This window comes from Pseudomonas sp. UBA5568, assembly GCF_002425525.1.
GTDB lineage: Bacteria > Pseudomonadota > Gammaproteobacteria > Pseudomonadales > Pseudomonadaceae > Aquipseudomonas > Aquipseudomonas fulva.
In genome coordinates this window covers 49,486-76,170 of the sequence record NZ_DIMK01000046.1, presented here as the reverse complement: position 1 = coordinate 76,170, position 26,685 = coordinate 49,486, and the positions used below count along the sequence as shown (strand labels likewise).

Genomic DNA, 26,685 nt, shown 5'->3' with positions numbered 1-26,685 from the left:
ATGAATTTCCTACTCGAAAACTGGAGCTTCGTGTGCAAAGGGTTGTTGATGACCCTGTACCTGGCTTTGGTGGTGTTGCTGTTCACCACGCTGATCTCGGCCGTGCTCGGCGTGCTGGCCACGGTCAAGAACCGCCTGTTGGGGTGGACGATCCATGCCTACGTGGAGCTGTTTCGCTCCATTCCGCTGATCGTCAACGTGTTCTTCATCTTCTTCGGTGCGCCGATGTTCGGTGTGGACCTGAGCCCGTTCGCCGCCGTCACCGTGGGCCTGACCCTGTGGGGCAGCGCCAACGGGATCGAGATCGTGCGTGGCGGGCTGGAGTCGGTGTCCAGGCACCAGTGGAAAAGCGCCTGGGCCCTGGGCCTGCGCCCCTGGCAGATCTACCTGCACGTGGTTGTGCCGCAGTCGATGAAAGCCATTCTGCCAGCCTACACCGGGCTGCTGACGATCCTGGTGCAGGCCACGTCCCTGGGCGCTTTGGTGGGTGTGGGGGAGTTTCTCAAGGTCGGCCAGATCATCATCGAGCGTGAAACCGTCATGACCGGCGTCAGCCCTGCCTTCGCGGTCTACGGCGTGGTGTTGCTGGTGTACTTCGTCATCTGTTCGGCGCTGACCTGGCTCAGCCGTTATCTCGAACGTCGTCTGGGTCGTCCGGCGGCACGTACTTCCATTGAAGAGGTTCCAGCATGCAAGCATCCAAAGTCAGTCGGCGCCTGAAGGAAAGCACTGCGCCGCAAGTGAACGAGTACATCTACCGCCCGCGCCTGGAAGGCTTTGCCAGCGGCTTCGCGAACCTGGGTAACGTCAACAAGGCGCACATCCTGATGCTGGCCGAACAGGGCCTTATCCGCGGCGAACATGCCAGCGTGTTGGCCAAGGGTGTGCTGGACATGGAGCAGGCAGGACCAGAGGCGGTCGAGCTGGACCCTTCGCGCGAGGACGCCTACTTCAACTACGAGGCGCACCTGATCGAGCATATCGGCGCTGACATCGGCGGGCGCCTGCACACCGGTCGCAGCCGCAACGACATCCTGGCCACCCTCGACCGCCTGCGCTGCCGCGACCTGCTGATGGACCTGATCGACGAATTGGCAACGGTACGGGCCACGGCCCTGTGCTGTGCCAAGCGCTACGCCGAAGTGGTGATGCCCGGCTACACGCATCTTCAACCGGCCCAGCCAATCACCTACGGCTATTACCTGAGCGCAGTGGAACAGGCCCTGGAGCGCGACAGCAAGCGCCTGACCCAGACCCTGGAGTCGATGAACCAGTGCCCGCTGGGTGCCGCTGCCTTCGCCGGCACGCCGTTCGACATCGACCGCGCGCGCACCGCCGAGCTGCTGGGCTTCGACGGCTACCTGGACAATGCCCTGGATGCCATCGGCTCGCGGGACTTTCTGCTCGAAAGCCTGTCGCACCTGAGCAACCTGGCGGTGTTCTGGAGCCGCGTCGCGCAGGACTATTTCGTGTGGAGTACCCATGAGTTCAACCTCATCGACTTCCCCGACAGCGTCGCCGCCACGTCCAGCATCATGCCGCAAAAGAAGAACCCCACCGTGCTGGAGTACCTCAAGGGCCGCAGTGGCCATATCGTCGGCCTGCTGATGGGTGCGAGCGTGACCATCAAGGGCACCAATTTTTCCCACACCGGCGACGGCAACCGCGAAGGGACGCGGGGCTTCTGGGAAGCCGCCGAAGAAAGCCTGCGCTGCCTGAAACTGCTGGACCTGGTGCTGCGCACCGCCACCCCCAACATCGACCTGGCGGCACGCCGCGCCGGTGAGGATTTTTCCACCGCCACCGGTTTGGCCGACCTGATGGTGCGCGAGGTCGACCTGTCGTTCCGCGAAGCCCACCATGTGGTCGGGGGCGTGGTGCGCATGGCCATGGACCAGGGCCTGCCGGCCCATCAGATCACCACCCAGATGGTCGATGCCTGCGCCCTCGAGCAGCTGGGTCATGCCCTGCACCTACCCGAGCAGAAAGTGCGTGATTGCCTGGACCCGGTCAGCAACGTGCAGGGTCGCAGCTCCGCCGGCGGCCCGTCGTTTGGGTCGCTGATGCCAAGCCTCGCCCGCGCCAGCGAGCGCCTGAGCGCAGAGCGTACGGCCAACCAGCAACGCCGCGCGCGCATGAGCGAGGCCGACCTCAACCTGCAAGCCCTGACCCGGGCACAGGCGGGCCTATGAGCACGATCCTGACGGTTCGCGACCTGCATAAAAGCTTTGGCACCCATGAAGTGGTCAAGGGCGTCGACATGGACGTGCGCCAAGGCGAGGTGGTGGTCATCATCGGCCCCAGCGGCTCGGGCAAGTCCACCTTCATCCGCTGTCTGAACAGCCTGGAACCGCCCTCCAAGGGCACCGTGGTGGTGGGCGATGGCGATCAGACCCAGGCGGGAAACCGTAAAGCCCTGGCCCGGCTGCGCGAGGACGTGGGCATGGTGTTTCAGGACTACACGTTGTTTCCGCACATGACGGTGCTGGCCAACATGATGCTTGCCCCAGTCAAGCTCAAGCGCGCAACCAAGGCGCAAGCCCAGGCCCATGCCCTGGCCTTGCTCGAGCGCGTCGGCCTGCAGCACAAGGCCGGGCATTACCCGGCCGAGCTGTCAGGCGGCCAGCAGCAGCGGGTGGCGATCGTTCGCGCCTTGGCGATGAAACCCAAGCTGATGCTGTTCGACGAGCCCACCTCTGCGCTCGACCCGGAAACCGTCGGTGACGTGCTCAACGTCATGAAGGGCCTGGCGGCCGAGGGCATGACCATGATCGTCGTCACCCACGAAATGGGGTTCGCCCGCGAAGTGGCCGACCGCGTGGTGTTCTTCGATGCCGGCAAGGTCATCGAGACCGGACCGCCGTCGCAGCTCTTCAGCGCCCCTGAACAGGCCCGCACCCGGCAGTTTCTGCAAAGCGTCCTGCGCTGAACGAACATCCTCTTCCCAATGCCGGTGCGCCCGCTTGCACCGGCCAAGCGTGGCTGCGCGCCAGCCAGGAGTATTCCAGATGAACCAAGCGACCCAATCGCTGGACTCACCGGGCCTGCGCCCCATGATCCAGATGGAGAACGTCAGCAAGTGGTACGGCAGCTTCCAGGTGCTCAAGAACATCAACCTCAGCGTGCAGCCAGGTGAGCGCATCGTGCTGTGCGGCCCATCCGGCTCAGGCAAGTCGACCACCATTCGCTGCCTGAACCGCCTTGAAGAACACCAGCAGGGCCGCATTGTCGTCGAGGGTGTCGAACTGACCGACGACGCCCGGCAGGTCGAAACCATCCGCCGCGAAGTCGGCATGGTGTTCCAGCACTTCAACCTGTTCCCCCACCTGACCATCCTGCAGAACTGCACCCTCGCGCCCATCTGGGCCCGCAAGCTGCCGCGCCACGAGGCGCAAGCCCTGGCGATGCATTACCTGGAGCGGGTGCGTATTCCCGAACAGGCGCACAAGTACCCTGGCCAATTGTCCGGCGGCCAGCAGCAGCGCGTGGCGATTGCCCGGGCGTTGTGCATGAAACCCAAGATCATGCTGTTTGACGAACCCACCTCGGCACTGGACCCGGAAATGGTCAAGGAGGTGCTCGACACCATGGTCAGCCTGGCCGAGGACGGCATGACCATGGTGTGCGTGACCCATGAAATGGGCTTCGCCCGGACCGTGGCGCACCGGGTGGTGTTCATGGACCAGGGCGAGGTGGTCGAGCAGGCTGCGCCAGCGGTGTTTTTCGAGCGACCTTTGAGTGAGCGAGGGCGGTTGTTCTTGAGTCAGGTGTTGCATTGAGCAGGGAGTGCCCCTTGGGCGCCAACTGAACCACTAACAGGCACCTGAGCGACAACCTGCTCTTGCTGTCGACGGTAGGGCCGAGCCGCGCATCCACCGCGAGCATGCCCCGCGCGTGTTGTAGGCCGGGGCAGCTTAACCCGCTGCATCGACGCGCTTGAACACCGCCTCTACTTCAGGTTCCAGTTGATTGATCGCGCCGAGATACTCGATCAACTCCGCCGCCCGGCTACCACGCAGCCCGGCCGTGGTCATTTCTCCATCGACCACATAGCTGTACACACCACTTACCGCAAACGCCTTCAAACTTCCGATATGCCGCGCCTGATCCGCCAGCGTCTTCTTGAACGCCTGCCCCTCGAAAAACCGGCGCCGTGCCACAGGGTTTCCGAAGGCGACTTCCATGATCACCAGTTCGGCGCGCGCCGGCGTGGCCGTGTGTGCCACGTCTGGCGCCGGTGGATGGCTCCCATCGTTCTGGAAAGGGGCGCACAGGTGCAGTTGCACTTTCAAGACCGATGCATCCTGCGCCAGGGTCGGCGCGAGTTTGTCGCGCACATACGCTTGCAGATCTTCTAGGCTTTGGCGTGGGCTCATGTGCACATGGATCCGATCGGCATGATCGAGCCCATTGAGGCGCTCGTCCGCTAGCCGGTTCACCACCCTCATTGATCCGTGCGGCAGGTCGTACGCCAGCGTTTCCTCGAACATGTTCTGCTCGTCCGAAAACAATAAAGGGCTGGCTTGCTTGAAGCGCTCCTGCTGGTCGGCGGACTTGAAGCCGATCTCCACACCGCCATCGAGTTCGTAGTCTGCGATCTCTGCCACGCCCTCGGCCAAAGGCCAAAGGTGTGCGTCTTGATTGCGCGAGAAGTGGTGCTGGATGTACAAGCCCAGGCCTGGCAACCGGGAGCACAGCGGCCCGTGCACGTCGCGCCAGTAGTGGGCGAAGATAGCGTGTGGGACGCGCTCGCGTCTTTTGACCGTGGTGTAGCTGTTGATGGTGATCGTCATGGTCTGACCTTGTTGAGCTTGTGGGGTGTTTAGAGTCAGAGCTGGCTGTGGGGGACGGCGTTCAGTCGAGGCCATCGCGGCGTGGCTAGAGGGAGTTGGGCGTAACAGATCGAGACGCTTACTGGCCGAGAGGTGCAGTCAACGGGGACTTCTTGATCAGCAGACCTGATAGAATTCCCGCTTTTGCGCTTGATCGTGGACTGAGCACAAGACACGGCTAATAGACCTCCTCTCTGAGGACGATGGCGGTGACCGATCAGCAAAAAGCGCTCTACATCAGTAGTAACCGAGAGATTTCCGAATGCCCCCCGAAACGCCAGAAAACGCGGCCAGCCCCATGGATACGGTAGTGAGACGGTTTTCTGTTGCCCCCATGATGGACTGGACCGACCGCCACTGCCGGTTCTTCCTGCGCCTGCTCTCCAAACACACCCTGCTCTACACCGAAATGGTCACCACCGGTGCCCTGCTGCACAATGACGCCCAGCGTTTCCTGCGCCACGATGCCTCCGAGCACCCGTTGGCCCTGCAACTGGGCGGCAGTGTACCGGCGGACCTGGCGGCGTGTGCGCGGCTGGCCGAGGCCGATGGCTATGATGAGGTCAACCTCAATGTCGGCTGCCCCAGTGACCGGGTGCAGAACAACATGATCGGCGCCTGCCTGATGGCGCACCCGGCGTTGGTGGCCGATTGCGTGAAGGCGATGCGCGACGCTGTCTCGACACCGGTGACAGTCAAGCACCGCATTGGCATCAATGGCCGCGACAGCTATGCAGAGCTGTGTGACTTCGTCGGGCAAGTGCGCGAGGCGGGTTGCCGCAGTTTCACCGTGCACGCACGCATCGCCATTCTCGAAGGGCTGTCGCCTAAGGAAAACCGCGAAGTGCCGCCGCTGCGCTATGACGTGGCCGCGCAACTGAAAGCTGATTTCCCGGACCTTGAGATCGTGCTCAACGGCGGCATCAAAACCTTGGCCGACTGCCATGCCCACCTTCAGACCTTCGACGGCGTGATGCTGGGCCGCGAGGCCTATCACAACCCTTACCTGCTGGCCGAGGTGGATCAACAGCTGTTCGGCCGCACGGCACCGGTGGTCACCCGCACCGAAGTGCTGGCGCAGTTACGGCCTTACATCATGGCCCATATGCAGGCAGGGGGTGCGATGCATCACGTGACCCGGCATATTCTCGGCCTGGCCCAGGGCTTCAAGGGCGCTCGTCGCTTCCGTCAGCTGCTTTCGGCAGACATTCACAAGGCAGCCGAGCCGCTGGTCGTGTTCGACCAGGCCGTTGAGTTGTTGCAGGGGCGTTGAAGGCGCTGGCGTGTCACGCAGGCGCCTGCCGGTTGAGCGGCACGATGCAAGGCCGGTGTGAAGGGAACCTGGGGGGCGGTGGGTACTCGAACATTCACCTCTCGTACAGCCGGGCCCTTGAGCGACCGTGGGGGCTGGGGTAATGTCGAGTCATTGCACAGGACAGAGCACGCCCATGACTTCCAAGCTGGAACAACTCAAGCAGTTCACTACCGTGGTCGCCGACACCGGTGACCTGGACGCCATCACGCGCCTGAAACCGGTAGACGCCACCACCAACCCGTCGCTGCTGCTCAAGGCTGCCGCCATCCCGGCCTATGCCGAGTTGCTCACGCGCGTGAAGGGCGAGGCCAACGGTGATCTGGACCAGGCCTGCGACATGTTCGCGGTGGCGGTGGGTTCCGGCATTCTCAAAGCCATCCCCGGGCGTATCTCGACCGAAGTGGATGCGCGGCTGTCGTTCGATGAACCTGCCCTGCTGGCCAAGGCTCGCTCGCTGATCGAGCTATACGAAAAGGCCGGTGTTGGCCGGGACCGTGTGCTGATCAAGCTGGCGTCCACCTGGGAAGGTATCCGCGCCGCCGAGAAGCTGGAGAAGGAAGGCATCCAGACCAACCTGACCTTGCTGTTCTCCTTCGCCCAAGCCCAGGCCTGCGCCGACGCTGGTGTGTTCCTGATTTCGCCGTTCGTGGGCCGGATTTACGATTGGCACAAGAAAAGCACGGGCAAGGAGTACACCGGTGCCGATGATCCAGGCGTACAGTCCGTCACGCGGATCTACAACTACTACAAGGCTAATGGCTACGACACCGTGGTCATGGGCGCCAGCTTCCGCAATACCAACCAGATCGAACAGCTCGCCGGTTGTGATCGCCTGACCATCAGCCCGGAATTGCTGCAGCAGTTGAGCGAAGACCAAGGCGACCTGCCGCAGGTATTGAAGCCAGGCAATGCGGGTGAGCCCAAGCGTCAACTGAGTGAGAGCGAGTTCCGCTGGGACATGAACGAAGACGCCATGGCTACCGAGAAGCTGGCCGAGGGCATCCGCCAGTTTGCGCGCGATCAGGAGAAGCTTGAGAGGGTGATGGCTGAAAAAGGCTGATCCAATCAGGGGTCGTCTCGCGGGCGGGAAGTGTTCGGCATTTCCCGCCCGTTTTGTTTACAAGTGTTTGGTAGCGGGACCTCTACCCTGCATGCCCTGTAGGCTTATTCGGTGCTGGGGCGAGTGAGTTTTCCTGCACTACTTCTGAACCGGCTCATAAAGGCTCACGGCACTCGCATCCACCTTTTTCGGCAACAGCCCTTCGCGGTAGAACGCATCGGCGATACGCTGCTGCTCGCCCAGGTTCTCTGGCTTGACCGGCTGTACGTCGTAACTGCGCCGGGCGTTGGCCTGCTGCACCGTGGCACTGTCCAGGTTGCCCCACAGCGGGCCAAGGATGCGCGCGGCCTGGGCCGGGTGCGCTTTGGTCCACGTGCCGGCCTCACGCAAGGCGAGGTAGAACTGTTCCAGCACCTCAGGATGCGCTTTGGCATAATCGCTGCCCGCCAGGTAATAGCGCTGATAGCTGGCCAACTCGCTCCCATCGGCCAGAATGCGCGCATGCTGCTGGCGTTGGGCGCTGGCCACATACGGGTCCCACGTCACCCAGGCATCGACCTTGCGGTTTTCGAACGCGGCGCGGCCATCGGCCGGTATCAGGTAGGCGGGGCTGATGTCCTTGAACGTCAGTCCCGCCTGCGCCAGCGCCTGGATCAGCAGGTAATGGCTGCCCGCTGCCTTGGTCACGGCCACGCGCTTGCCCTTGAGGTCGGCCAGGGTCTTGAGGGTCGAATCCGCGGGTACCAGGATCGCCTGAGCGGTCGGCGACGGTGCCTCGCGGGCAAAATACGTAAGCTTTGCACCTGCTGCCTGGGTGAACACGGGCACGGTATCGGCCACATCCGCCGAGATATCGACATTGCCCAGGTTCAGTGCCTCCAACAGCGGCAGCCCGCTTGGGAATTCATGCCATGTGACACGAATGCCCTCGGCCCGCAGGCGCTGCTCCAGGCTGCCGCGGGCCTTGAGCAGGGTCAGCAGGGTCGAGGATTTCTGGTAGCCGATGCGCAGTGTTTGGTCGGCGTTAGCCAAGCTTGGTAGCACCGTACTGGCCAATAGCGCCAGGCAAAGCCTGCGTAGAATGATCACGCTCATCAAGGTATCTCCGGGTCAAGGTTGCGCAGCCAGCTTGGTGCTTTCGGGGACTGTGAAGCCGCTGGCGAAGGTGGGTGCCACGTCAAGGCGCTCAGTCATCAGCCCGTGCGCATGGTAGAAATCAGCCGTCTCCTGCTGAGTGGCGATGGTCTGAGGGTCGATCACCTGCCAGTGCAAATGACGACGCTCAAATTGCAGGCGGGCTGCGGCCTGGGGGAAGCCGATGATGGCGGCCAGGGTTTTCGAGTAACTGTCCAGGTGCTGGTTGGCCCAGACCTGCGCCTCGGCCAGGCGGTTGAGGTAGTCCTGCAGTGCAGCCTGCCGTGCAGGTTCGCTCAACGCCTTGTCGGTCGCGGCGAGGAAGCTGTTCCCACTGGAAAGCCCCCGCCCGTTGACCAGCACCCTTCCCTGCCCGCTGAGTTCAGCCAGCGCGGTGTAAGGCTCCCAGGTGGCCCAGGCGTCTACCGACCCATTGGCCAAAGCGATCTTGGCATCCACCGGCCCGAGAAACCGCAATTGCACGTCCTTTTCGCTCAGCCCTACCTGCGCCAGGGCCTTGAGCGCCAGGTGATGCCCGATGGAGCCTCGCCCGGTTGCAATGCGCTTGCCCTTGAGTTCAGCCGCTGTGCGCACCGGTGAATCGGGCCTCACCAGCAGTGCCGTACCGTAGGGATCAGACTTGTCTACCGCCACGGCCTTGACCGGCGCCCCTGAGGCGAGCACGAACAACAGTGGCGCATCACCGATGATGCCGGCATCGATTGCACCGGCATTGAGCGCTTCGGCGAGGGGCGCCGCTGCGGGGAATTCCGCCCACTGGATGTCGTAGGGTAGATCGCGCAGTGCGTCAGCCGCCTCCAGTTGGGCGCGCATGTTGCCCTTTTGATCACCGATGCGCAGGGTCAGGCGCTCCGAGGCGCTAGCCTGGCCTATCAACAGGATGGCCGCAGCCAGGGTCAGTACTTTCATTCGAATAGACATGGAACGCCTCATCGGCCTGTGGGGCCGCGTCGTGCAGCCCGAGCGGACGACTCTAGCGATTATTTTTTAATAAACTAAATTGATTTTAGGAATAACCTAATATGCATTTTTAGATTGTTGAATGCCGGCCATAGCATTTCTGAAGATCGGGATTATGCTAATGCCTTATTTTTTACCGTTCAGGTAAGGGCCGATCATGAAAATCGATGACATGGACGCGTTCGTTGCCGTCATGCGTTGCCAGTCGACCAACCTTGCCGCCGAGGCGCTGCAAGTCACGCAACCGGCCATCACCCGGCGTGTGCAGAACTTCGAGCAAGACCTTGGCGCTACCCTGCTCGACCGCAACACCAAGCCCCTCAAACCTACCCCCATGGGGCTGCGGGTCTATGAACAATGCAAAGCGATCCTGCGCGAGATCGACTCGTTGCGCGAACTGGTGGCCAACGACGGCGCGCCGTCCGGAACGCTGCGCCTGGGCGTTGCGCAGACCCTGGGGGACGTGGTGCTGCTCGACGCCCTGGCGCAGATCCGCCAGGCCTACCCGCAACTGCGCACCCAGGTCACCAGCGGCTGGGGTAGCAGCTTGATCGGGCGTATGGAAAACGGTGAACTGGACGCCGCCGCCGCGCTGTTTCCGCCTGGCAAGATCTTTCCCGATGGGATCGCCAGCCAGTCCATCGCACGTATGCCGCTGAAGGTGGTGGCGGCCAAGGGTAGCGCGAGCAAACGCAGTTACAAGCTCAAGGATTGCTACACCCGCGGCTGGGTACTGAACCCCGACGGCTGCGGCTTTCGCGCTGGGCTGCAACGCGCGCTGAGCGAGCAAGGGCTGAGCCTGTCGATCAACCTGGAGACATTCGGCACTGAGCTGCAGTTGGGGTTGGTCGCCAATGGCCAGGGGCTGGGACTGGTGCCGGAGCCGTTGTTGCAAGCCAGCCGGCACCGCGACTCGCTCGACGTCCTCACCGTCAGTGATTTCAAGCCACAGGTAGACCTGTGGCTTTTCCATCCACGGTACTTGGGTAATCTACAGGAGCCGGTGGAGTTGTTCGGCGAGATGGCCGGGCACCGCTTGCAGAGCTGATAGGACCCTGGCTGATCGACAGCCCGAGTCATCAGGGTAATGAACTCCAATGCACTATATACGTTAATCGCATAACACAACTTTCATTAAATTCTATTACCTGATAATTAGCATAGAACCAAAAAGACTTTTACAGGGTTCATCCATACGAATACGGTCTTAAGAAATACGCCGTCATTCAGGGATGAAACCCATGAGTCACCCCTCAGGCAGCGCCCTCGCCGAGCTGACGCAGGCCCTTGCGGCCAATGCCGAGCGCTATGACCGCAGCGCTCGGTTCCCTCGGGACAATTTCGAGCTGCTGCACCACCACGGGCTGCTTGCCTACACGGTGCCGCGCCACCTCGGCGGCGGCGGTGCGGACTTGGCGAGCGCTCGCCGAGTGATCAACGCGGTCTCCAAAGGCGACCCCGCCACCGGGCTTATCCTGGTGATGCAGTACTTGCAGCACGTGCGTGCGCATCGGACAGCAGACTGGCCTGAACACCTGCGTCACCGCATCGCACGCGACGCCGTGGAACACGGCGCGCTGATCAATGCGCTGCGCGTCGAGCCTGAACTCGGCACCCCGACCCGCGGCGGCTTGCCCGCCACCTTGGCGCGCCGCACGGCGCAGGGCTGGCGCCTGAGCGGGCGCAAGATCTATTCCACGGGCAGCCATGGCCTGACCTGGTTCCTGGTCTGGGGCCGCAGCGACGACGCCGTGCCTTTGGTAGGCGCCTTTCTGGTACACCGCGACACGCCCGGTATCACCATCGTCGAGGACTGGGACCACTTGGGCATGCGTGCGACCTGCAGCCATCAAGTGCATTTCGAGGACGTGCTGATCCCGCTTGACCACGCCGTCAGCCTCAGCCCGACCAATGCCCCGAAAGCCGAACTCGACGAAGACAGTTTGCTGTGGATGAGCGTATTGCTGCCAGCCGTCTACGACGCGGTGGCACAGGCAGCACGCGATTGGTTGGTGGCATTTCTCACGCAGCGCACACCGTCGAACCTGGGTGCACCCTTGGCGAGTCTGCCGCGTTTTCAGCAGACGGTCGGGCGCATCGATACCCTGCTCTTTGCCAACCAGAGCCTGCTCGATGGCGCCGTCGCCGGGCAGACCGCCGCGCACCATGCCGGGCAGCTCAAGCATTTGGTCAGCGCCAATGCCATCGAGGCCGTGACGCTGGCGGTCGAGGCGGCGGGCAACCCTGGGCTTTCGCGGCACAATGCCCTGGAACGGCACTACCGCGATGTGCTCTGCAGCCGTATCCACACCCCCCAGGACGACGTCGTCTTCAGCCAGGCCGGCCGAGCTGCACTGGCGCAGGTGCAGGCATGAGCCATTCAACGATTGCCAGCCACCTCGACGCCCAGGCCAATCACTACCTGCGCAAGCAGTTGCCGGGTCATGAAGTCATCGATGTCCCACCCGGTCAGCTGAGCCTTGAGGTGGCCGCCGACGTGTTCATCCTGCGCCCGATCAATGTGCGTGGGCAGCGTGTCGACAGCCCGCCGACGCAGTGGCCCTGGGGGTTGAAGTGGGTGCAATTGGTGTCTTCGGGTATCGATCTCTACCCCCAATGGATCTTCGACGGCCCCCCTGTCACCAGCGGCAAAGGCGCCAATGCCGAGCAGGTCGCCGAATTCGCGCTGGCACTGATGTTCGCCGCGGCAAAGCAATTGCCAAGCCTGTGGGTCAAGGACGCCGACTGGCGCCTCACCGCACTGGCGCCCTTGCGCGGGCGCACCTTGGGCATTCTGGGCTTCGGCAATATCGGCCAGAGCCTTGCTCGCAAGGCCGCGGCGCTCGGCATGCGGGTGGTGGCCCTGAGCCGGCCGGGACAGCCTATCGCCGACGTGCGCGGCGTGGCGCGCGTCGATGATCTACGCCAGTTGTTCGCACAGAGCGACCACCTGGTGCTGGCCGCCCCACTGACCCGTGACACACGCGGGCTGATTGATCGACACGTGCTGAGCGCGGCCCGCCCGGGCTTGCACCTGGTCAACGTCGCCCGTGGCGGGCTGATCGATCAGCAGGCGCTGCTAGCGGCGCTGGACAGCGGAGTAATCGCCCGCGCCAGCCTGGATGTGACCGACCCCGAGCCGCTGCCCGCTGGCCACCCGCTGTATGACCACCCACGCGTGTTTCTGTCGCCACATACCTCGGCCATTTCCGATGAAGGTTACCCGGCGTTTCTCGAAGCCTTCATCGCCAATTTCCACCGCTACCGCGAGCGAGCGCCCTTGACCAACCTGGTCGACACCGCCCGTGGCTACTGATCACCGGAGAACACCTCAATGAGCTCACTGTCTGCCGTCAAGCAAACCCCCAGCAATGTGCGCGAGCGGGTCAGCGCCGAAGAATGGGAGGTGCGTGTCAAGCTGGCCGCCGCCTACCGCCTGGCGGCCCTGTTCCGCTGGACTGACCATATCTACACGCATTTTTCGGCCCGTGTACCGGGCCCCGAAGAACATTTCCTGATCAATGCCTTTGGCTTGCTGTTCGACGAAATCAGCGCCTCGAACCTGGTCAAGGTGGACGTCGACGGCTCCATTATCGACGACCCGCTAGGCCTGGGCATCAACCAGGCCGGCTATGTGATTCACAGCGCCATTCACCGCGCCCGGCCCGACCTCAAGGCTGTGCTGCACACCCACACCCGCGACGGCGCAGCGGTGTCAGCCCAGCGCGACGGCTTGCTGCCGATTTCTCAGCATGCCCTGGCGTACTACAGCCGGGTGGTTTACCACGATTATGAGGGCGTGGCCCTGGACCTGGACGAGCAGCAGCGACTGGTGGCTAACCTGGGCGACAGCAACATCCTGATCCTTCGCAACCACGGGCTGCTGACCGGGGGCATCAGCGTGGAGCATGCATTTCGCGAACTGCATGGGCTAGAGCGTGCCTGCAATATTCAGGTGGCAGCCCAGGCTGGGGGCAACGATCAATTGCTGCATGCCTCGCAGGCGGCCATTGCCAAGGTGCATGAGCAGTCCAAGCGCTTTTCCGATGGCAAGGGGGACGGCATCCAGCGGCATTGGGACGCGTTGATTCGGCAACTGGATCGCGAGGGCCGCGACTACCAGAACTGAAGGCGCCTTGCTGTGCCTGCGCTGAGCCCAGGCTCGCCCGCTCAGGGGCATCCCTGTTCCGACGCCCGACATGCTGTCAGTGGCGACCGGCTCGCTTTGCGCGTGGCCGGATGCCGACGCACTTTTTCTCCTTGAAGGAGCACGCAATGCCCCCACTGCACCACCTGTTCGCCTTTGGCGCCCTGACCCTGGCCCTCACTGCCTGCTCCCCCGGCGATGAAGCCAGTGCTGACAAAACACTCAACATCGCCTTCTGGGGCGACAACACCACCCTGGTCAGCCTCGATCCTTTCCAGGTCTACTGGTTGGAGCACCGTGTGCTGCTGCGCAACGTGGCTGAATCCCTCACCGATCAAGACCCCGATAGCGGGCAGATCATTCCTTGGCTGGCCAAAAGCTGGGAAGTCAGTGCCGACGCCCTGAGCTACACCTTCCACTTGCGTCAGGACGTCACGTTCAGCAATGGCGAGCGCTTCGACGCGCACGCCGTGAAAGCAGCTTTCGACAGCAACAAGGCGTTTGCTGCTCAGTTGCCGGCCACCTTCGGCGCTACCTACTTGGCAGGCTACGACCATGCCGAGGTACTCGACGCCTTCACCGTGCGCCTGGTGCTATCGCGGCCCAATGCAGGCTTTTTGCAGGCCACGTCCACCACCAACCTGGCCATCCTCGCCCCAGCGTCGTACCAGCTGACCGCCAAAGCCCGCTCACTGGGCAACATCATCGGTACCGGACCGTTCATCCTCGATCACTACACACCCGAAGTGGGCGCCCGCCTGGTCAAGCGCAGCGACTACGGATGGCCCTCGGCCAACGTGCATAACCGGGGCGCTGCGCACGTGGACGCCATCAACATAAGCTACATCCCTGAAGAAAGTGTGCGAAATGGCCTGTTTCTTCAGGGCAAGACCGACATCCTGTGGCCGCGCAACCCCTTCTCCGAGGTCGATCTCAAACTGTTCCAGGCCAAGGGCGCCACCATCCAGAGCCGGTCCTTGCCAGGCCCCGCGCTGAACCTCTACCCCAACACCCGTGACAATCGCCTGCTGGCTGACCGAAACGTTCGTCTTGCGCTGCAGAAAGCCATTGATCGCACCAGTTATGCGCACACCGTCTACAACGCGCAGTTCCCCGTTGTCAGCGGCGTGTACGACGTCACCACGCCGTACTTCAAGCCCCAGGCCAACAAGCTCGTCCATGACCCTGCAGGCGCCGAGCAGTTGCTCGACGCTGCCGGTTGGCACAAGGGCGAAGACGGTTACCGGCACAAGAACGGCAAGCGCCTGACCTTGCGCTACAACCTCACCCCGGCCGAAAGCGCCGGTGATGTGCTGGTGCAGGACCAGCTGCGCAAGGTCGGCATCGACCTGAAGCTCAATGTCCTGACCCGCGCCGAGTGGGTCGCGGGCAATGCCGCCGGCAGTTATGACCTGACTTCCACCTACATGACCCGTGCCGACCCGATCATTCTGCAGACCATTCTTGATCCACGTTCGGCCAACAGCGCCACCCTGGCCACCAATACCTACGAGCCGCAAACCCTGACACGGGCACAGGCGCTGTTCGACAGTGGCATCACCGCGACTGACGATGCGCAACGGGCCCAAGCCTACGGGCAGCTGCAAGACCTGCTGATCGACGAAGCCTCGGCCTTCCCGCTGTACGAGCGCGTCTGGCAAGCCGCCACCTCACCCCGGGTCAAGGATTTTCGCTGGACCGCCGAAGGCTTTGCGCTGTTCAGCGACATCGAGGTCAGCCAGCCATGAAGCGCTACCTAATCACCCGCCTGGGTCAGGCGCTGCTGGTACTGTGGGGTGCGTACACCATCACGTATTTCATCCTCTACCTTTTGCCTGGCGACACCCTGACAATCATGCTCAGCGCCTCCGGCATGGAGGCCGATGGCCTGTCACCCGAAGCACTGGCAAAGGCTCGTGCTTTCTACGGGCTGGACAAAGGCCTGTTCGAGCAATACATCGACCTGCTGTGGCGTGCCCTGCACGGTGATCTGGGGCAGTCGCTGTCACTAGGGCGACCCGTTACCGCACTGCTGGCCGAACGTTTGCCGCAGACCTTGGCGCTGGCGGGCTCTGCCATCGTGCTGTCGGTGGTGGGTGGGGTCGGCCTTGCCTACCTGACCGCCTACCTGCAATGGCGACCGCTCAAGACGGCACTCGCCAGGGTACCGTCGCTGGGCTTTTCAATACCCGTGTTCTGGATGGGCCTGTTGCTGATCCAGGTCTTCGCCTTCGCGCTGGGCTGGTTCCCGGCCACAGGCAGCCAAGGAGTTGCCAGCCTGGTGCTGCCAGCAATCACCCTGGCGATACCCAGCGCCGCCGTGTATGCCCAGGTGTTGCAGCGGGGCTTTCAAGGGGTGTGGCAGGAACCCTACATCACCACCGCCTTCGCCAAAGGGCTCAGCCGCGCCCAGGTCCAGGCCCGCCACGGCCTGCGCAACGCCACGCTGCCGCTGCTGACCCTGATCGGCCTGCAGGTCGGCAACACCGTGTCCGGTGCCGTGCTGGTCGAGACCATCTTCTCGCGTAATGGCGTAGGCCGGTTGGCCCAGGAAGCCGTGCTGCGTCAGGACATACCGGTAGTGCTGGCGATTGTCGCGGTATCGGCGGCCGCTTTCGTGCTGGTCAACCTGATCGTCGATCTGCTCTACCCCTACCTCGACCCCCGCATCACCCCTACGGCGAAGGTGAACTGAGATGACCATGGATATTCCCCTGATCGCACCCGACGCCGCCTCGACCAGCGGTGAGCCAGGCGCACCCCGCATCTGGAAACGACGCACGCGGTATCAGCGCGTCCATCGCGCCTTGACGCCGCTGTTGCGCCGCCCTGGCTTCAGCCTGGCGCTACTGATCGTCTTGTTCGCTTTATTCGCAGCGCTGGCACCTCAGCTGCTCACCAGTTTCGACCCCTACGCCACAGCACCCGCCGACAAGCTCACGCCCCCTAACCTGGTGCATTGGTTCGGTACCGACGAGTTGGGCCGCGACCTGTACACGCGGGTGATGTACGGCGCGCGCCTGTCGGTGATGGCGGCATTGCTGGCAGTGGCCATCGCCCTCGTGGGCGGCCTTGGGCTTGGCGTACTGGCGGGGTTTGCCGGAGGACGCCTCGATGCAGCCTTGATGCGCCTGATCGACGTCTTGCTCGCCCTGCCCGGCTTGCTGTTGGCACTGGCCATCGTCACGGCCATTGGCTTTGGCACGGTGCCCGTGGCCGTGGCGGTGGGTGTCGGGATCATTCCAGGCTTCGCCCGCACGACCCGCGCCGAGGTGCTGCGCATCAAATCGCTGCCATACGTCGAAGCGGCGCGCCTTGGCGGCGCCAGTTGGTCAGGCACCCTGATGCGCCACGTACTGCCCAATGCGTGGGGCCCGGTGGCGGTACTGGCCACCCTGGACTTTGGCGCCGCGATCCTGGCCACCGCTGGGCTCAGCTTCCTGGGCTTCGGCGCAGCGCCGCCCGCTGCTGAGTGGGGCACGCTGATCGCCAACGGGCGTCACTTTCTCGTCACAGCGCCTTGGGTATCCCTGCTGCCGGGGCTGTTCGTGGTGGCCGTGGTGTTCAGCCTCAATCACCTGGCGCGCAGCGCTGAGGAGCATGCCCGATGAGCCAGCCACCCTTGGTCGAGGTACGCGACCTGATGATCAGCTACGCCTTTGCAGGACAGCGTACCCCGGCCGTGAGCCAGCTGTCCTTCAGCCTGGCCAAAGGCGAAACACTGGCCATTGTCGGGGAGTCCGGCTCCGGCAAGTCGACCCTCGCCAACGCCCTGCTCGGCCTGCTGCCGGTCAACGCCCAGATCGACCAAGGTCAATTGTGGGTCGATGGGGTCGATGTGGCCCAGGCTGACGAGCGCACCAGGCGCCGCTTGCGCGGGCGCATCATTGCCTTGGTGCCGCAGGATCCGATGGTCAGCCTCAACCCAACCCTGCGCATCGGCCAGCAAATCGGCGAGGCACTGGTGTTGGCCCGTGGCCGTCGCTATCCCGGCCTGAACACAGACATACAGGCCCTGCTGGCCCAAGTAGGCCTGGACCAGCCGGCGCTGCGTGCTCGCCAGTACCCCCACGCGTTATCCGGCGGCATGCGCCAGCGCGTACTGATTGCCATCGCGCTGGCCGGCGAGCCCAAGTTGATCGTGGCCGACGAGCCTACCAGCGCCCTGGATGTCACGGTGCAGCGGCGTATCCTCGACCACCTGCAACACCTGACCGCCGAGCGCGGCATCTCGCTGCTGATCATCACCCATGACCTGGGCATGGCGTGCGATCGCGCCGACCGCCTGCTGGTCATGAAGCAAGGCAAGCTCATCGAGCACGCCTCGCCCAGGCAGATCCTGTGGGGCGCGCAGCAGCCCTATACCCGTGAACTGCTGACGGCAGCGCCCGCCTTCGTGTCGCGGCGCAGCGCGGTCTCGCCAACCGATAAGCCTCCCCTGCTTCGGCTTCACAACATCTGCAAACGCTTTGCCTTGCCTGGGCAGTCCACCCCGTTCACCGCCCTGCACGACCTGAACCTTGCCGTGCACCCCGGCCAGACCTTGGCCATCGTAGGCGAGTCAGGCTCGGGTAAAAGCACAGCGTTGCGTATTGCCTTGGGGCTGGAAACGCCGAGCCAAGGCCATGTGGAACTCGCTGGGCAAAACGTCAGCGCATTGAGTTGGCAGCAGTTTCGCCCTCTACGCAGGCGCATCCAATTGGTGCAACAGAACCCGTTTGCCGCGCTGGATCCCCGCTTCACCGTGTTCGACAGCATCGTCGAGCCGCTGGTGTCGTTCGGCCTGGGCAAGGGTGAGGCACTGGAGCGCAGGGCGCGGGAATTGATCGCCAGGGTGCACTTGCCTGTGCATTTTCTCGATCGCCTGCCGCATGAACTGTCAGGTGGCCAGCGCCAGCGCGTGGCCATTGCCCGAGCCTTGGCACTGGCGCCAGATCTGCTGCTGCTGGACGAACCAGTCAGCGCGCTGGATGTGTCGGTGCAGGCACAGATTCTTGCCCTGCTGGCTGAACTGCAACGCGACCTGGGCATGGCCTACGTGCTGGTCTCTCACGACCTGGCAGTGGTGGCGACCATGGCCGACCACGTGCTGGTGCTGCAACACGGGCAGGTCGTCGAACAGGGCCCGGCGGCAGAGGTGCTCGGCCGGCCCGCCAGCGCCTATACCCGGGCACTGATCCAGGCAATACCGGGGCACTCGCGCAGCGTGCTGCCGGTAGCGGTTTAACCACTGCGCCGCGCCCATCCACTGCATGACCCAACGCCCTGTCAAGCCGCATGGCTTGACGCCTACCCACTGGAACAGGAGCTTCAACCCATGACCCTCGAATTCATCGGCCTGATCGGCCCTCAGGAAAGCAGTGAATCCCAAGCGCCCCGTGGCCCGCTTGTCGATCTGGCGTTCATCAAGGCTTTCGCCCAGGCGCAGGAGTACGCCGGGTTCGACAAAGCACTGCTGGCGGTCAGCACCAGCGCACCGGACTCGATGATTCTGGCCAGCTACGTCGCGGCGCTGACCGACCGCATGGGCCTTCTGGTCGCGCATCGACCTGGTTTTCAAGCGCCCACCTTCGCCGCCCGGCAGTTCGCCACCCTGGACCAGTTGAGCGGCGGCCGCGCCGCGATCAACGTGATCACTGGCGGCGACAGCGGGGACCTGCAACGCGACGGCGACTACCTGGACAAGGATGCCCGCTACGCCCGCACCGACGAATACCTGGAGGTGATGCACAACACCTGGACGCAGCGCACTGCCTTCGATCATCACGGCACGCATTACCAGGTCGAAGACAACCTCACACTGGTCAAGCCCGTCGGCAAATTGCCCGTCTACTTCTCTGGCGCCTCGGATGCGGCTGTGGAAGTGGCGGCCAAGCACGCCGATGTGTACATGATGTGGGCGAGCCACTGGCACAAGTGCGCGAGCGCATCAGGCAGGTGCGCAAGGCTGCAGCTCGTTACGGTCGAGAGAATCAGATTCGCTTCAGCCTGTCGCTGCGCCCGATCCTCGGCGCCACGGAAGCAGACGCCTGGGCGCGAGCCGAGCGCATTCTGGCCGACGCTCAGAACACCATCGGCATCCGTCAGGGCAATCGCCGCGAAAAGAACTTCGGCAAGAGCAACGCAGGGTCAGAGCGTCTGGTTCAGCTCGCCAAGGAACGTAAAGTCCATGACACCCGGCTGTGGACCGAGATCGTAGCCCTGGGCGGCGGGGCTGGCAATTCCACGTCACTGGTGGGCACCGCCGAGCAAGTGGCCGAGGCAGTGCTGGCCTACTACGAATTGGGCGTGAGTACGTTCCTGTTTCGAGGGTTCGAACAACTGCGCGATGCAGTGGAGTACGGTCAGGAACTGATTCCACGCATTCGCCAACAGGTCGAGCGGTTCGAAGCGCAGCGCCAGGCACGCCTGGGCTAGGGCTTGTACGCGGGTTCGAGCGCTGTCAGACAGCGCCCGACCCGCCTGGGCGTCATGGCAGCCCCGCGTGTGGGTGTCTGCGGCCTACCGATTGAAGTGCGGGATGGTCAGCCCAAGGCGCTCGCGCAAGGTGCTACCTTCGTAAGCCGTGCGATAGATCCCGCGTTCTTGCAGCAACGGCACTACCTGCTCGGTGAAGCGGCGAAATTGCCCCGGATGCCCAATGTAGATGTTGAAGCCGTCCAGGGCTCTGGCTTCGAACCACTCGGCCATCTTGGCCGCTACGGTAGAGGGCGAACCCACGAACGTACCAGGGCGCAGTTGACGACCGAATTCAACCGCCTGGCGCAAGCTGAAGCCTTTCTCACGCGCTTGGTCGGCAATGCGCTTGGCGTTGGTGTAGAAGCTGCTGCGCGCGTGCTCCAGGCTGTGCTGCGGGAAGGGTGCGTCCAGGTCGTACTGGGTGAAGTCATGCCAGCCAAAGTTGCGCCCGAACTCTTTCAGGGCCAGCTCGAAGCTGTGGTCGACCTGATGGTAGTGACGTTCGATCTCTCGGGCGTGCTCGTCAGTATCACCTACGTAGATCTCCGCCCCTGGCAGCACCAGCAATTGCTCCGGATCACGCCCCAGGCGCAGGGCACGGCCTTTGATATCCCGGTAGAACGCTTGTCCCTGCTCGATGCTCGCGGCATGGGTAAACACCACATCGGCAGTGGCAGCGCCCAAGTCGCGGCCCTGCTCCGAATCGCCCGCCTGGAAAATCACCGGCTGCCCTTGAGGCGAGCGTTGAATGTTCAAAGGGCCCTCGACTGAAAAGTGCTTCCCCTTGTGGTCCAGTCGATGCAGCTTGGAGGGGTCCAGAAAACGACCACTGGCCCGCTCGCGCGGGAAGGCGTCATCCTCATAGGAATGCCACAGGCCTTGTACCACTTCTACATGTTCCTGCGCGCGGGCGTAGCGGGTGTCGTAATCATAGTGCTCGTCCAGGCCGTAGTTGCCTGCCGTGCCGGCATCGCCGCTGGTGACCACGTTCCAGCCTGCTCGGCCTTTACTGATCAGATCCAGCGAAGCGAGCCGGCGGGCCAGGTTGAACGGCGCGTTGTAGGACGTGGTGAGCGTGCCGACCAGCCCGATGTGGCGGGTGCTGACCGCCAGCGCCGAGAGAAGCGTCAGCGGCTCCAGGCGGTTGAGGTAGTGCGAGGGTGAACCTTCGGTGATGAACTGGCTGTCGACGATGAACATCAGGTCGAACAGCGCCGCCTCAGCCTGACGAGCGATGTCGATGTACCAGTCGATATTGACGCTGGCGTCTACGGGCAGCTCGGGGTCAAGCCACAGGTTATGCCGCCCCGGGCCGCCACATCCCATGGTCAGTGCACCGAGTTTGATCTGTCGTTTGCTCATGGGAACCTTCACTCAGTTGCGGTCGAGGCGTGGCCCTTAACGGCTGCGCCAAACGAGGTATCGAACAAGTCTGCCGCCGGATAGGCCTTGATCAGGCCCAGCCCTGCGAAGAAATCCACGGTCTTCTGCGCGTCGACAATCACCTGCGGGTCCAGTGGCGCAAGGTCGGTGCGCGCCCGGGCGAACCATGTCCGGGCGATGTCACGGTCGGCGCGGGTGCGCAGGGCCCAGGCATCGGCATAGGCTTCGGTATGCGCAGGGTCGCTCAAGGTCCAGTCCCGAGCTTTTTTCAGGCGCTCAAGGAAGTCGGCGATCTGTGCACGCTTGTGCTCCACGGCCTGGCTGTTGGCGACCACGAAACTTTGCGCCGGTATCACCCCGTCGGCAGTGGCCAGCACCCGAGCGCCTTGCCGCTCCTGCTGGGTGACATAGGGCTCCCAGGTGGCGATCACATCCACGGCTCCGCCATCCAACGCATGGGAGGCGTCCAGTGCACTGAGGTAGCGCAGCTCAAGGGTGTCGCGGGGCACGCCGGCCTCGTCCAGGGCACTGAACAGCAGTTGCTGGCTCCACGAGCCTTTCCAGATTGCGGCGCGTTTGCCGCGTAGATCCTGGAGGCTACGTATCGGCGAGTCCTTGCGCACCAGGATGGCCACCCCCGCAAGGTTCTGCCGACTGACGGCGATCACCTTGATCGGCGCCCCCAGGGCGCCCAGGAACAGCGGCGGCGCGTCGCCGAGCAAGCCGATGTCCAGGCTGCCAACATTGAGCGCCTCGGCCACCGGCGAGCCTGCGGTGAACTGCTTCCACTCCAGTGAATAGGGCAGATTGTCCAGCACGCCGGCAGCCTCCATGACAGCGCGGGCGTTGTAGCTCTGATCGCCCACGACCAGCGTCTGGGCAGCGGCGGCAAGGCTGAAGGTAGTGGCCAGTACGGTAGCAGCCAGGTGTTTGAGATAGCGCACGTTCGTCTCCGTAAACCCAGTGGGATGTGAGGCGATCCGCACGTGCGGTCTGGCCGGAAGTCATTTATAGCTTCAAAGCATTAGCACAGAATTTTTTATAATCTAATGCGCAATAACTGACTTGTGAAATGCGCTTTAGGCATAACCTCATGCGATATTCATCTTTTGGGACGGTGTGACACCAATGAACTTTATATTCTCTATTTACATATTAGGTTATTACTATTTTGCATTTTGAGAATATATAGGCGTTTTGTTAGGGTCTTCCAAATCCTGGACTGCCGAGCCTGACCCATGACCCAACCCCTTCGCCCGGAGCGCTTGCGCCATTTCATCGACCAATTCGCCACGTTGCTCGACCAACAGCCCGACGAGGCCACCCTGCTTGACCGGGGCAAGCATGTGCTAGCCGAATTGGTAGCCCATGACGACTGGCTGCCAGTCGATCTTGCCCAACCCGATCCAGAGCGCTATCAGCAGTACCTGCTGCATTGCGACTCACGCCAACGCTTCTCGGTGGTTAGTTTCGTGTGGGGCCCTGGGCAGCGCACCCCCATCCATGATCATCGGGTCTGGGGCCTGATCGGCATGTTGCGCGGCGCTGAGCTCGCTCAAGGCTTCGCGCGCGATGCGAGCAGTGCGCTGCAGACCGAGGGCGCGCCGGTACGCCTTGAACCTGGCCAAGTCGAAGCGGTATCGCCGATCATTGGGGATATCCATCAAGTCAGCAATGCCTTCGCCGACCAGGTGTCGATCAGCATTCACGTCTACGGCGTCAACATCGGCGCTGTCACGCGCGCCGTGTACACCGTGGACGGCAGCGAGAAACCCTTCATTTCCGGCTATTCCAACGCCTTCCTGCCCAATATCTGGGACCTGTCCAAAGAGAACCCCGCCCGATGAGCACCGTCAACACACGGCACTACCACGACATCCGCCGCGCCCTCCTTGCGCAAGAAGAGCTCGCCCTGATCGACGTGCGCGAAGAAGACCCCTTTGCCCAGGCTCACCCTCTGTTTGCCGCCAACATTCCCCTGTCAAAACTGGAGCTGGAGGTACTGGCCAGAGTGCCGCGGGCAGACACTGCCATCACCCTCTACGACAATGGCGAGGGTTTGGCGGCCGAAGCCGCCCAGCGGCTATTGTCGCTGGGCTACAGCGACGTGGCGCTTCTCGAAGGGGGGCTGGCCGGCTGGGAGGCTGCCGGTGGAGAGCTGTTCCGCGACGTGAACGTACCGAGCAAGGCCTTCGGTGAACTGGTGGAAAGTGTGCGGCACACGCCCTCGCTGAGCGCCGAGCAGGTACAGGCGTTGCTGGATGCAGAGGCCAACGTGGTGGTGTTGGACGCGCGCCGCTTCGATGAGTACCAGACCATGAGCATCCCTGGCAGCGTCAGCGTACCTGGCGCCGAGCTGGTGCTGCGGGTGGCTGAACTGGCACCAGACCCGAGCACCCAGGTGATCGTCAACTGTGCTGGGCGGACTCGCAGCATCATCGGCACTCAATCACTGGTCAATGCCGGCATCCCCAATCCCGTGGCAGCGCTGCGCAACGGTACCATCGGCTGGACGCTGGCCGGCCAGCAGTTGGCCCATGGGCAGCAGCGACGCTTCACCGAAGTGGACGCAGGCATTCAGGCACAGGCTGGGGTCAAGGCACGCGCCGTGGCTGACCGTGCCGGCGTCCTGAGGATTGACCGCGTCGCGCTTGCCCAATGGCAGGCCGATGCCAGCCGCACCACTTACCTGTTCGATGTGCGCACGCCCGAGGAATATGGCGCAGGCCACCTGCCCGGTAGCCGCTCGGTGCCAGGTGGCCAGCTGATACAAGAAACCGACCACGTCGCCAGTGTACGCGGCGCTAGCATCGTGCTGGTCGATGACGACGGCGTGCGCGCCAACATGACGGCTTCATGGCTGGCGCAGATGGGCTGGCAGGTGGCAGTGCTAGACGGTTTGCACGCTGCTGACTTCACCGCCACCGGCCAGTGGCAGCCACCGTTGCCAGCGTTGCCGCCCGTCACCACGGTTGGGGTGGAGCAACTGGCGGCCTGGTTGAATGAAGGCGACACCGTCTTGCTCGATTTCACCACCAGCGCCAACTACGTCAATCGCCACATCCCTGGTGCCTACTGGGCCATTCGTGCCCAACTGCCGAAGGTACTGGAAAACATGCCACAGGCGAGCCGCATTGTGCTGACCTGCGGCAGCGGTCTGTTGGCACGCCTCGCCGCGCGTGATCTTGAAGCCCTCACGCGCACGCCCGTGTATCTGCTCGAAGGTGGCACTGCACAGTGGATCGCTGCTGGAAAACCGCTGGAGAGCGGTGAGTCACGGCTTGCCGTGCCGCGTAGCGATCGCTACAGACGGCCCTATGAAGGTACGGACAATCCCCGGGAGGCCATGCAAGGGTATCTAGAGTGGGAATTTGGCTTGGTTGATCAGCTCAAGCGTGATGGCACCCATCGATTCAGGGTGGTCTGATCTGCAAACCAAGCCTCGAACAGTCATTTGCACCGGGGTGCAGGTACGCCAGCAGCTAAACGGGTTGCTGGTAGTGCTTGCCACTCAAAGAGGCGCCCTGCGCTCAGCCTCGCTGGTTAGCACCGCTGTCGAAGCGAGGTTCATCCATCGCGTCGTGGAGTTCCTCTGATGAAGCAGCCATTGGCGCATCACAACGCGGCGAACCAGGTCAACTGCGCTCCAGCGCACTCACCAAGTCATGAAAGGCTTCGCGATTGGACTCATTCAAGCCCATCAGAATCCGGTGCGCTTCCAGCACCTTGGAGCGCACCACCTCCTCGTTCTGGTCCTGGGATGGCAGGTCAGACAGGCATTCAGGGCACGGGATGGGGCGGTCGACGATGTTGAATACCTGATCGAACCCCATCGATTGCAACAGGCGGGAAATATCCGGGTTGGTGGTCACGACGGTCGGCAGCAGGCCCACTTTCTGTCGCGACAGGATCGACAGCTTGGCGAGCAAGCCAAGGGTGGTGCTGTCGATGCTTTCGGTTTCGGTCAGGTCGATCACGATGGTCGAGAAATTCAGCGCGGTGAATATTCGCTCGATCGTTGCATCGAGCGCCGAACACAAGGTCAGGCGCACTTCACCGACGAATTTCAGTACGAAGGTACCGTCCTGCTCGGCGAACTGGATTCTACCGGTACTCATTGAAGGTTCCTGCTCAACACCAATAGGGCGATATCATCCGGCATCTCCCCTAGCGTAGCCAATCCAAAACGTTGACGCAGCCCATCCAGGCTACCCTCTGCCGCCCTGACGATTTCAGGCAGCGCAGCTTCTTTATCTTTGAGCGTATCACCTGGCAAAAGGTCCAGGATGCCATCGGACATCAGGCTCAGGCTGAAACGTGGTGGCAGTTCAACCACCAGGTCCTGGTAGCGGGCCTCCTCGAACAGCCCCACGGGCAAACCGCGGCCTTCGAGGTAGCGGGTGTGCTCGGGTGTATGCAGCACCGGCAGCGGCAGGTGCCCGCCTACGGCATAGGTCAGCAACCCGGTGTCTTCATCGATCACCCCGCCCACCATGGTCACATGCTTGCCCAGCTTGCAGTTGATCAACCCACGGTTGATGTGGCTGAGCACTTCAGAAGGCTGGAACTCGCGCATGTTGCCGCCACGCTTGAATTCGAACAGAAGGCGGGTGGTCATGAACTTCAGCAGCACGGTGACGAAAGCCGAAGAAGCACCGTGCCCGGACACGTCGGCCAGGTAGAAAGCGACACGCCGCTCGTCCACACGGAAGTAGTCGGCGAAGTCACCCGACAGGTACAGCGACGGGATGATCTGGTGCTCGAAGGCAAAATCACCGGCGTGCCAAGGGCTTTGGGGCAACATGTTCATCTGCACTTGCCGACCAGCGGTCTGGTCTTCCTGCAACAGGTGCAGGCTGGCCTCCAGTTCGCGGTTGGCAGCCTCAAGCTTCTCGCGGTAGCGCTGGTTTTCCAGCACAAGGTGCGCTCGATCCAACGCACGGCGCACCGAGTGCTCCAGCACCGCCAGGTCTTCAAGTGGCTTGATCAGGTAATCCGCAGCGCCCAGTCGCAATGCATCCACCGCATCGGCCATGACCCCGGCACCCGACACCACGATCACGGGTATCTGCGGTGCACGGGCGCTGATCTGACGAATCAGTTCAAGTCCGCCCATTTGCGGCATGCGCAAATCGCAGATCACAAGATCAGGCTGGTGCTCTTCGAAGACCTGAAGCCCCTGCTGGCCGTTGCCAGCCTGGAGAACGCTGAAGCCACTGTCTTCAAGATACGCGGCGAGGCTAGCACGGACCACGTCGTCGTCATCGATGATCAGCAGCGTTGCACTGGTTTTCTGCATGTGGGCGAACGGCGCCGATTGGGGTTTGTGCAGCGAGCCGGCAAGGCAGACCAACAGCTGCGGGAATTCTGAACA

Annotated in this window: 23 protein-coding genes and 1 pseudogene; 17 read left to right on the top strand and 7 right to left on the bottom strand. The window is 62.9% G+C overall.

Annotated features, from left to right (window positions below):
• The 4 genes from B2S33_RS14635 to B2S33_RS14620 all read left to right on the top strand — a co-directional run bounded on the left by B2S33_RS14635 (position 1) and on the right by B2S33_RS14620 (position 3,779).
• Entirely contained in the window at positions 1 to 720 is a 720-nt protein-coding gene (locus B2S33_RS14635; protein ID WP_027915017.1) for an amino acid ABC transporter permease, read from the top strand.
• Positions 690 to 2,192: an argininosuccinate lyase gene (argH, locus tag B2S33_RS14630; protein WP_028687318.1), complete on the top strand. Its 1,503-nt coding sequence runs from the start codon at positions 690 to 692 to the stop codon at positions 2,190 to 2,192. Before B2S33_RS14635 ends, argH begins: the two co-directional genes overlap by 31 nt.
• A complete protein-coding gene (locus tag B2S33_RS14625; RefSeq protein ID WP_027915019.1) occupies positions 2,189 to 2,929 on the top strand; it encodes an amino acid ABC transporter ATP-binding protein in 741 nt (246 codons plus the stop codon). Before argH ends, B2S33_RS14625 begins: the two co-directional genes overlap by 4 nt.
• A gap of 79 nt (positions 2,930 to 3,008) precedes the next feature.
• On the top strand, positions 3,009 to 3,779 hold the full coding sequence (locus B2S33_RS14620) for an amino acid ABC transporter ATP-binding protein (RefSeq protein ID WP_033695059.1): 771 nt from the start codon (positions 3,009 to 3,011) through the stop codon (positions 3,777 to 3,779).
• A 135-nt stretch (positions 3,780 to 3,914) separates the two neighbouring features.
• On the opposite strand, the gene B2S33_RS14615 is transcribed toward B2S33_RS14620, so the two are convergent.
• The gene (locus B2S33_RS14615) at positions 3,915 to 4,793 is read right to left on the bottom strand and encodes a hypothetical protein (protein WP_288650568.1); all 879 of its coding nucleotides are present in this window, start codon (positions 4,791 to 4,793) and stop codon (positions 3,915 to 3,917) included.
• Between the two features lie 301 nt (positions 4,794 to 5,094).
• Between B2S33_RS14615 and dusA the strand changes: the two genes are divergently transcribed.
• Together dusA and tal are read left to right on the top strand one after the other, a co-directional pair.
• The gene (dusA, locus tag B2S33_RS14610; protein ID WP_280078128.1) at positions 5,095 to 6,105 is read left to right on the top strand and encodes a tRNA dihydrouridine(20/20a) synthase DusA; all 1,011 of its coding nucleotides are present in this window, start codon (positions 5,095 to 5,097) and stop codon (positions 6,103 to 6,105) included.
• Between the two features lie 175 nt (positions 6,106 to 6,280).
• Complete coding sequence (gene tal, locus B2S33_RS14605; RefSeq protein WP_288650567.1) at positions 6,281 to 7,207, top strand: transaldolase; 927 nt, start codon at positions 6,281 to 6,283, stop codon at positions 7,205 to 7,207.
• A 138-nt stretch (positions 7,208 to 7,345) separates the two neighbouring features.
• On the opposite strand, the gene B2S33_RS14600 is transcribed toward tal, so the two are convergent.
• On the bottom strand, positions 7,346 to 8,302 hold the full coding sequence (locus B2S33_RS14600) for an aliphatic sulfonate ABC transporter substrate-binding protein (protein WP_288650565.1): 957 nt from the start codon (positions 8,300 to 8,302) through the stop codon (positions 7,346 to 7,348).
• A gap of 15 nt (positions 8,303 to 8,317) precedes the next feature.
• Entirely contained in the window at positions 8,318 to 9,283 is a 966-nt protein-coding gene (locus tag B2S33_RS14595) for an ABC transporter substrate-binding protein (RefSeq protein WP_288650563.1), read from the bottom strand.
• A 196-nt stretch (positions 9,284 to 9,479) separates the two neighbouring features.
• Between B2S33_RS14595 and B2S33_RS14590 the strand changes: the two genes are divergently transcribed.
• The 9 genes and pseudogenes from B2S33_RS14590 (at position 9,480) to B2S33_RS14550 (ending at position 19,886) form a co-directional block, all read left to right on the top strand.
• A complete protein-coding gene (locus B2S33_RS14590; RefSeq protein WP_288650561.1) occupies positions 9,480 to 10,370 on the top strand; it encodes a LysR family transcriptional regulator in 891 nt (296 codons plus the stop codon).
• A 193-nt stretch (positions 10,371 to 10,563) separates the two neighbouring features.
• Positions 10,564 to 11,697, top strand: coding sequence for an acyl-CoA dehydrogenase family protein (locus B2S33_RS14585; RefSeq protein WP_206405859.1), 1,134 nt, complete (start codon positions 10,564 to 10,566; stop codon positions 11,695 to 11,697).
• Positions 11,694 to 12,638: a D-isomer specific 2-hydroxyacid dehydrogenase family protein gene (locus B2S33_RS14580; RefSeq protein ID WP_288650559.1), complete on the top strand. Its 945-nt coding sequence runs from the start codon at positions 11,694 to 11,696 to the stop codon at positions 12,636 to 12,638. The genes B2S33_RS14585 and B2S33_RS14580 overlap by 4 nt, the downstream gene beginning before the upstream one ends.
• Positions 12,639 to 12,656: 18 nt before the next feature.
• Positions 12,657 to 13,451, top strand: a complete 795-nt coding sequence (locus tag B2S33_RS14575; RefSeq protein ID WP_206405861.1) for a class II aldolase/adducin family protein — start codon at positions 12,657 to 12,659, stop codon at positions 13,449 to 13,451.
• A gap of 146 nt (positions 13,452 to 13,597) precedes the next feature.
• Positions 13,598 to 15,217: an ABC transporter substrate-binding protein gene (locus B2S33_RS14570; protein WP_206405862.1), complete on the top strand. Its 1,620-nt coding sequence runs from the start codon at positions 13,598 to 13,600 to the stop codon at positions 15,215 to 15,217.
• Positions 15,214 to 16,164 carry an ABC transporter permease gene (locus B2S33_RS14565; RefSeq protein ID WP_145280718.1) on the top strand — a complete coding sequence of 317 codons (951 nt, stop codon included), beginning with the start codon at positions 15,214 to 15,216 and terminating at the stop codon, positions 16,162 to 16,164. Before B2S33_RS14570 ends, B2S33_RS14565 begins: the two co-directional genes overlap by 4 nt.
• A 1-nt stretch (position 16,165) precedes the next feature.
• Positions 16,166 to 17,080, top strand: coding sequence for an ABC transporter permease (locus B2S33_RS14560; RefSeq protein ID WP_288650557.1), 915 nt, complete (start codon positions 16,166 to 16,168; stop codon positions 17,078 to 17,080).
• Positions 17,077 to 18,696, top strand: coding sequence for a dipeptide ABC transporter ATP-binding protein (locus B2S33_RS14555; RefSeq protein ID WP_288650555.1), 1,620 nt, complete (start codon positions 17,077 to 17,079; stop codon positions 18,694 to 18,696). The genes B2S33_RS14560 and B2S33_RS14555 overlap by 4 nt, the downstream gene beginning before the upstream one ends.
• 90 nt (positions 18,697 to 18,786) lie before the next feature.
• Positions 18,787 to 19,886 (top strand): annotated as a pseudogene (locus tag B2S33_RS14550) (LLM class flavin-dependent oxidoreductase).
• An 84-nt stretch (positions 19,887 to 19,970) separates the two neighbouring features.
• On the opposite strand, the gene B2S33_RS14545 reads toward B2S33_RS14550, so the two are convergent.
• Positions 19,971 to 21,290 carry an LLM class flavin-dependent oxidoreductase gene (locus B2S33_RS14545; protein ID WP_288650553.1) on the bottom strand — a complete coding sequence of 440 codons (1,320 nt, stop codon included), beginning with the start codon at positions 21,288 to 21,290 and terminating at the stop codon, positions 19,971 to 19,973.
• A gap of 8 nt (positions 21,291 to 21,298) precedes the next feature.
• Complete coding sequence (locus tag B2S33_RS14540) at positions 21,299 to 22,255, bottom strand: ABC transporter substrate-binding protein (protein ID WP_242810272.1); 957 nt, start codon at positions 22,253 to 22,255, stop codon at positions 21,299 to 21,301.
• A gap of 294 nt (positions 22,256 to 22,549) precedes the next feature.
• Between B2S33_RS14540 and B2S33_RS14535 the strand changes: the two genes are divergently transcribed.
• Both B2S33_RS14535 and B2S33_RS14530 read left to right on the top strand, forming a co-directional pair.
• On the top strand, positions 22,550 to 23,158 hold the full coding sequence (locus tag B2S33_RS14535; RefSeq protein WP_288650551.1) for a cysteine dioxygenase: 609 nt from the start codon (positions 22,550 to 22,552) through the stop codon (positions 23,156 to 23,158).
• A complete protein-coding gene (locus B2S33_RS14530) occupies positions 23,155 to 24,738 on the top strand; it encodes a rhodanese-related sulfurtransferase (protein ID WP_288650550.1) in 1,584 nt (527 codons plus the stop codon). Before B2S33_RS14535 ends, B2S33_RS14530 begins: the two co-directional genes overlap by 4 nt.
• 208 nt (positions 24,739 to 24,946) lie before the next feature.
• On the opposite strand, the gene rssC is transcribed toward B2S33_RS14530, so the two are convergent.
• Both rssC and rssB read right to left on the bottom strand, forming a co-directional pair.
• Positions 24,947 to 25,429, bottom strand: coding sequence for an anti-sigma factor antagonist RssC (rssC, locus tag B2S33_RS14525; protein WP_027915070.1), 483 nt, complete (start codon positions 25,427 to 25,429; stop codon positions 24,947 to 24,949).
• A complete protein-coding gene (gene rssB, locus B2S33_RS14520) occupies positions 25,426 to 26,610 on the bottom strand; it encodes a two-component system response regulator RssB (protein ID WP_288650549.1) in 1,185 nt (394 codons plus the stop codon). The genes rssC and rssB overlap by 4 nt, the downstream gene beginning before the upstream one ends.
• Between the last annotated feature and the right edge of the window lie 75 nt (positions 26,611 to 26,685).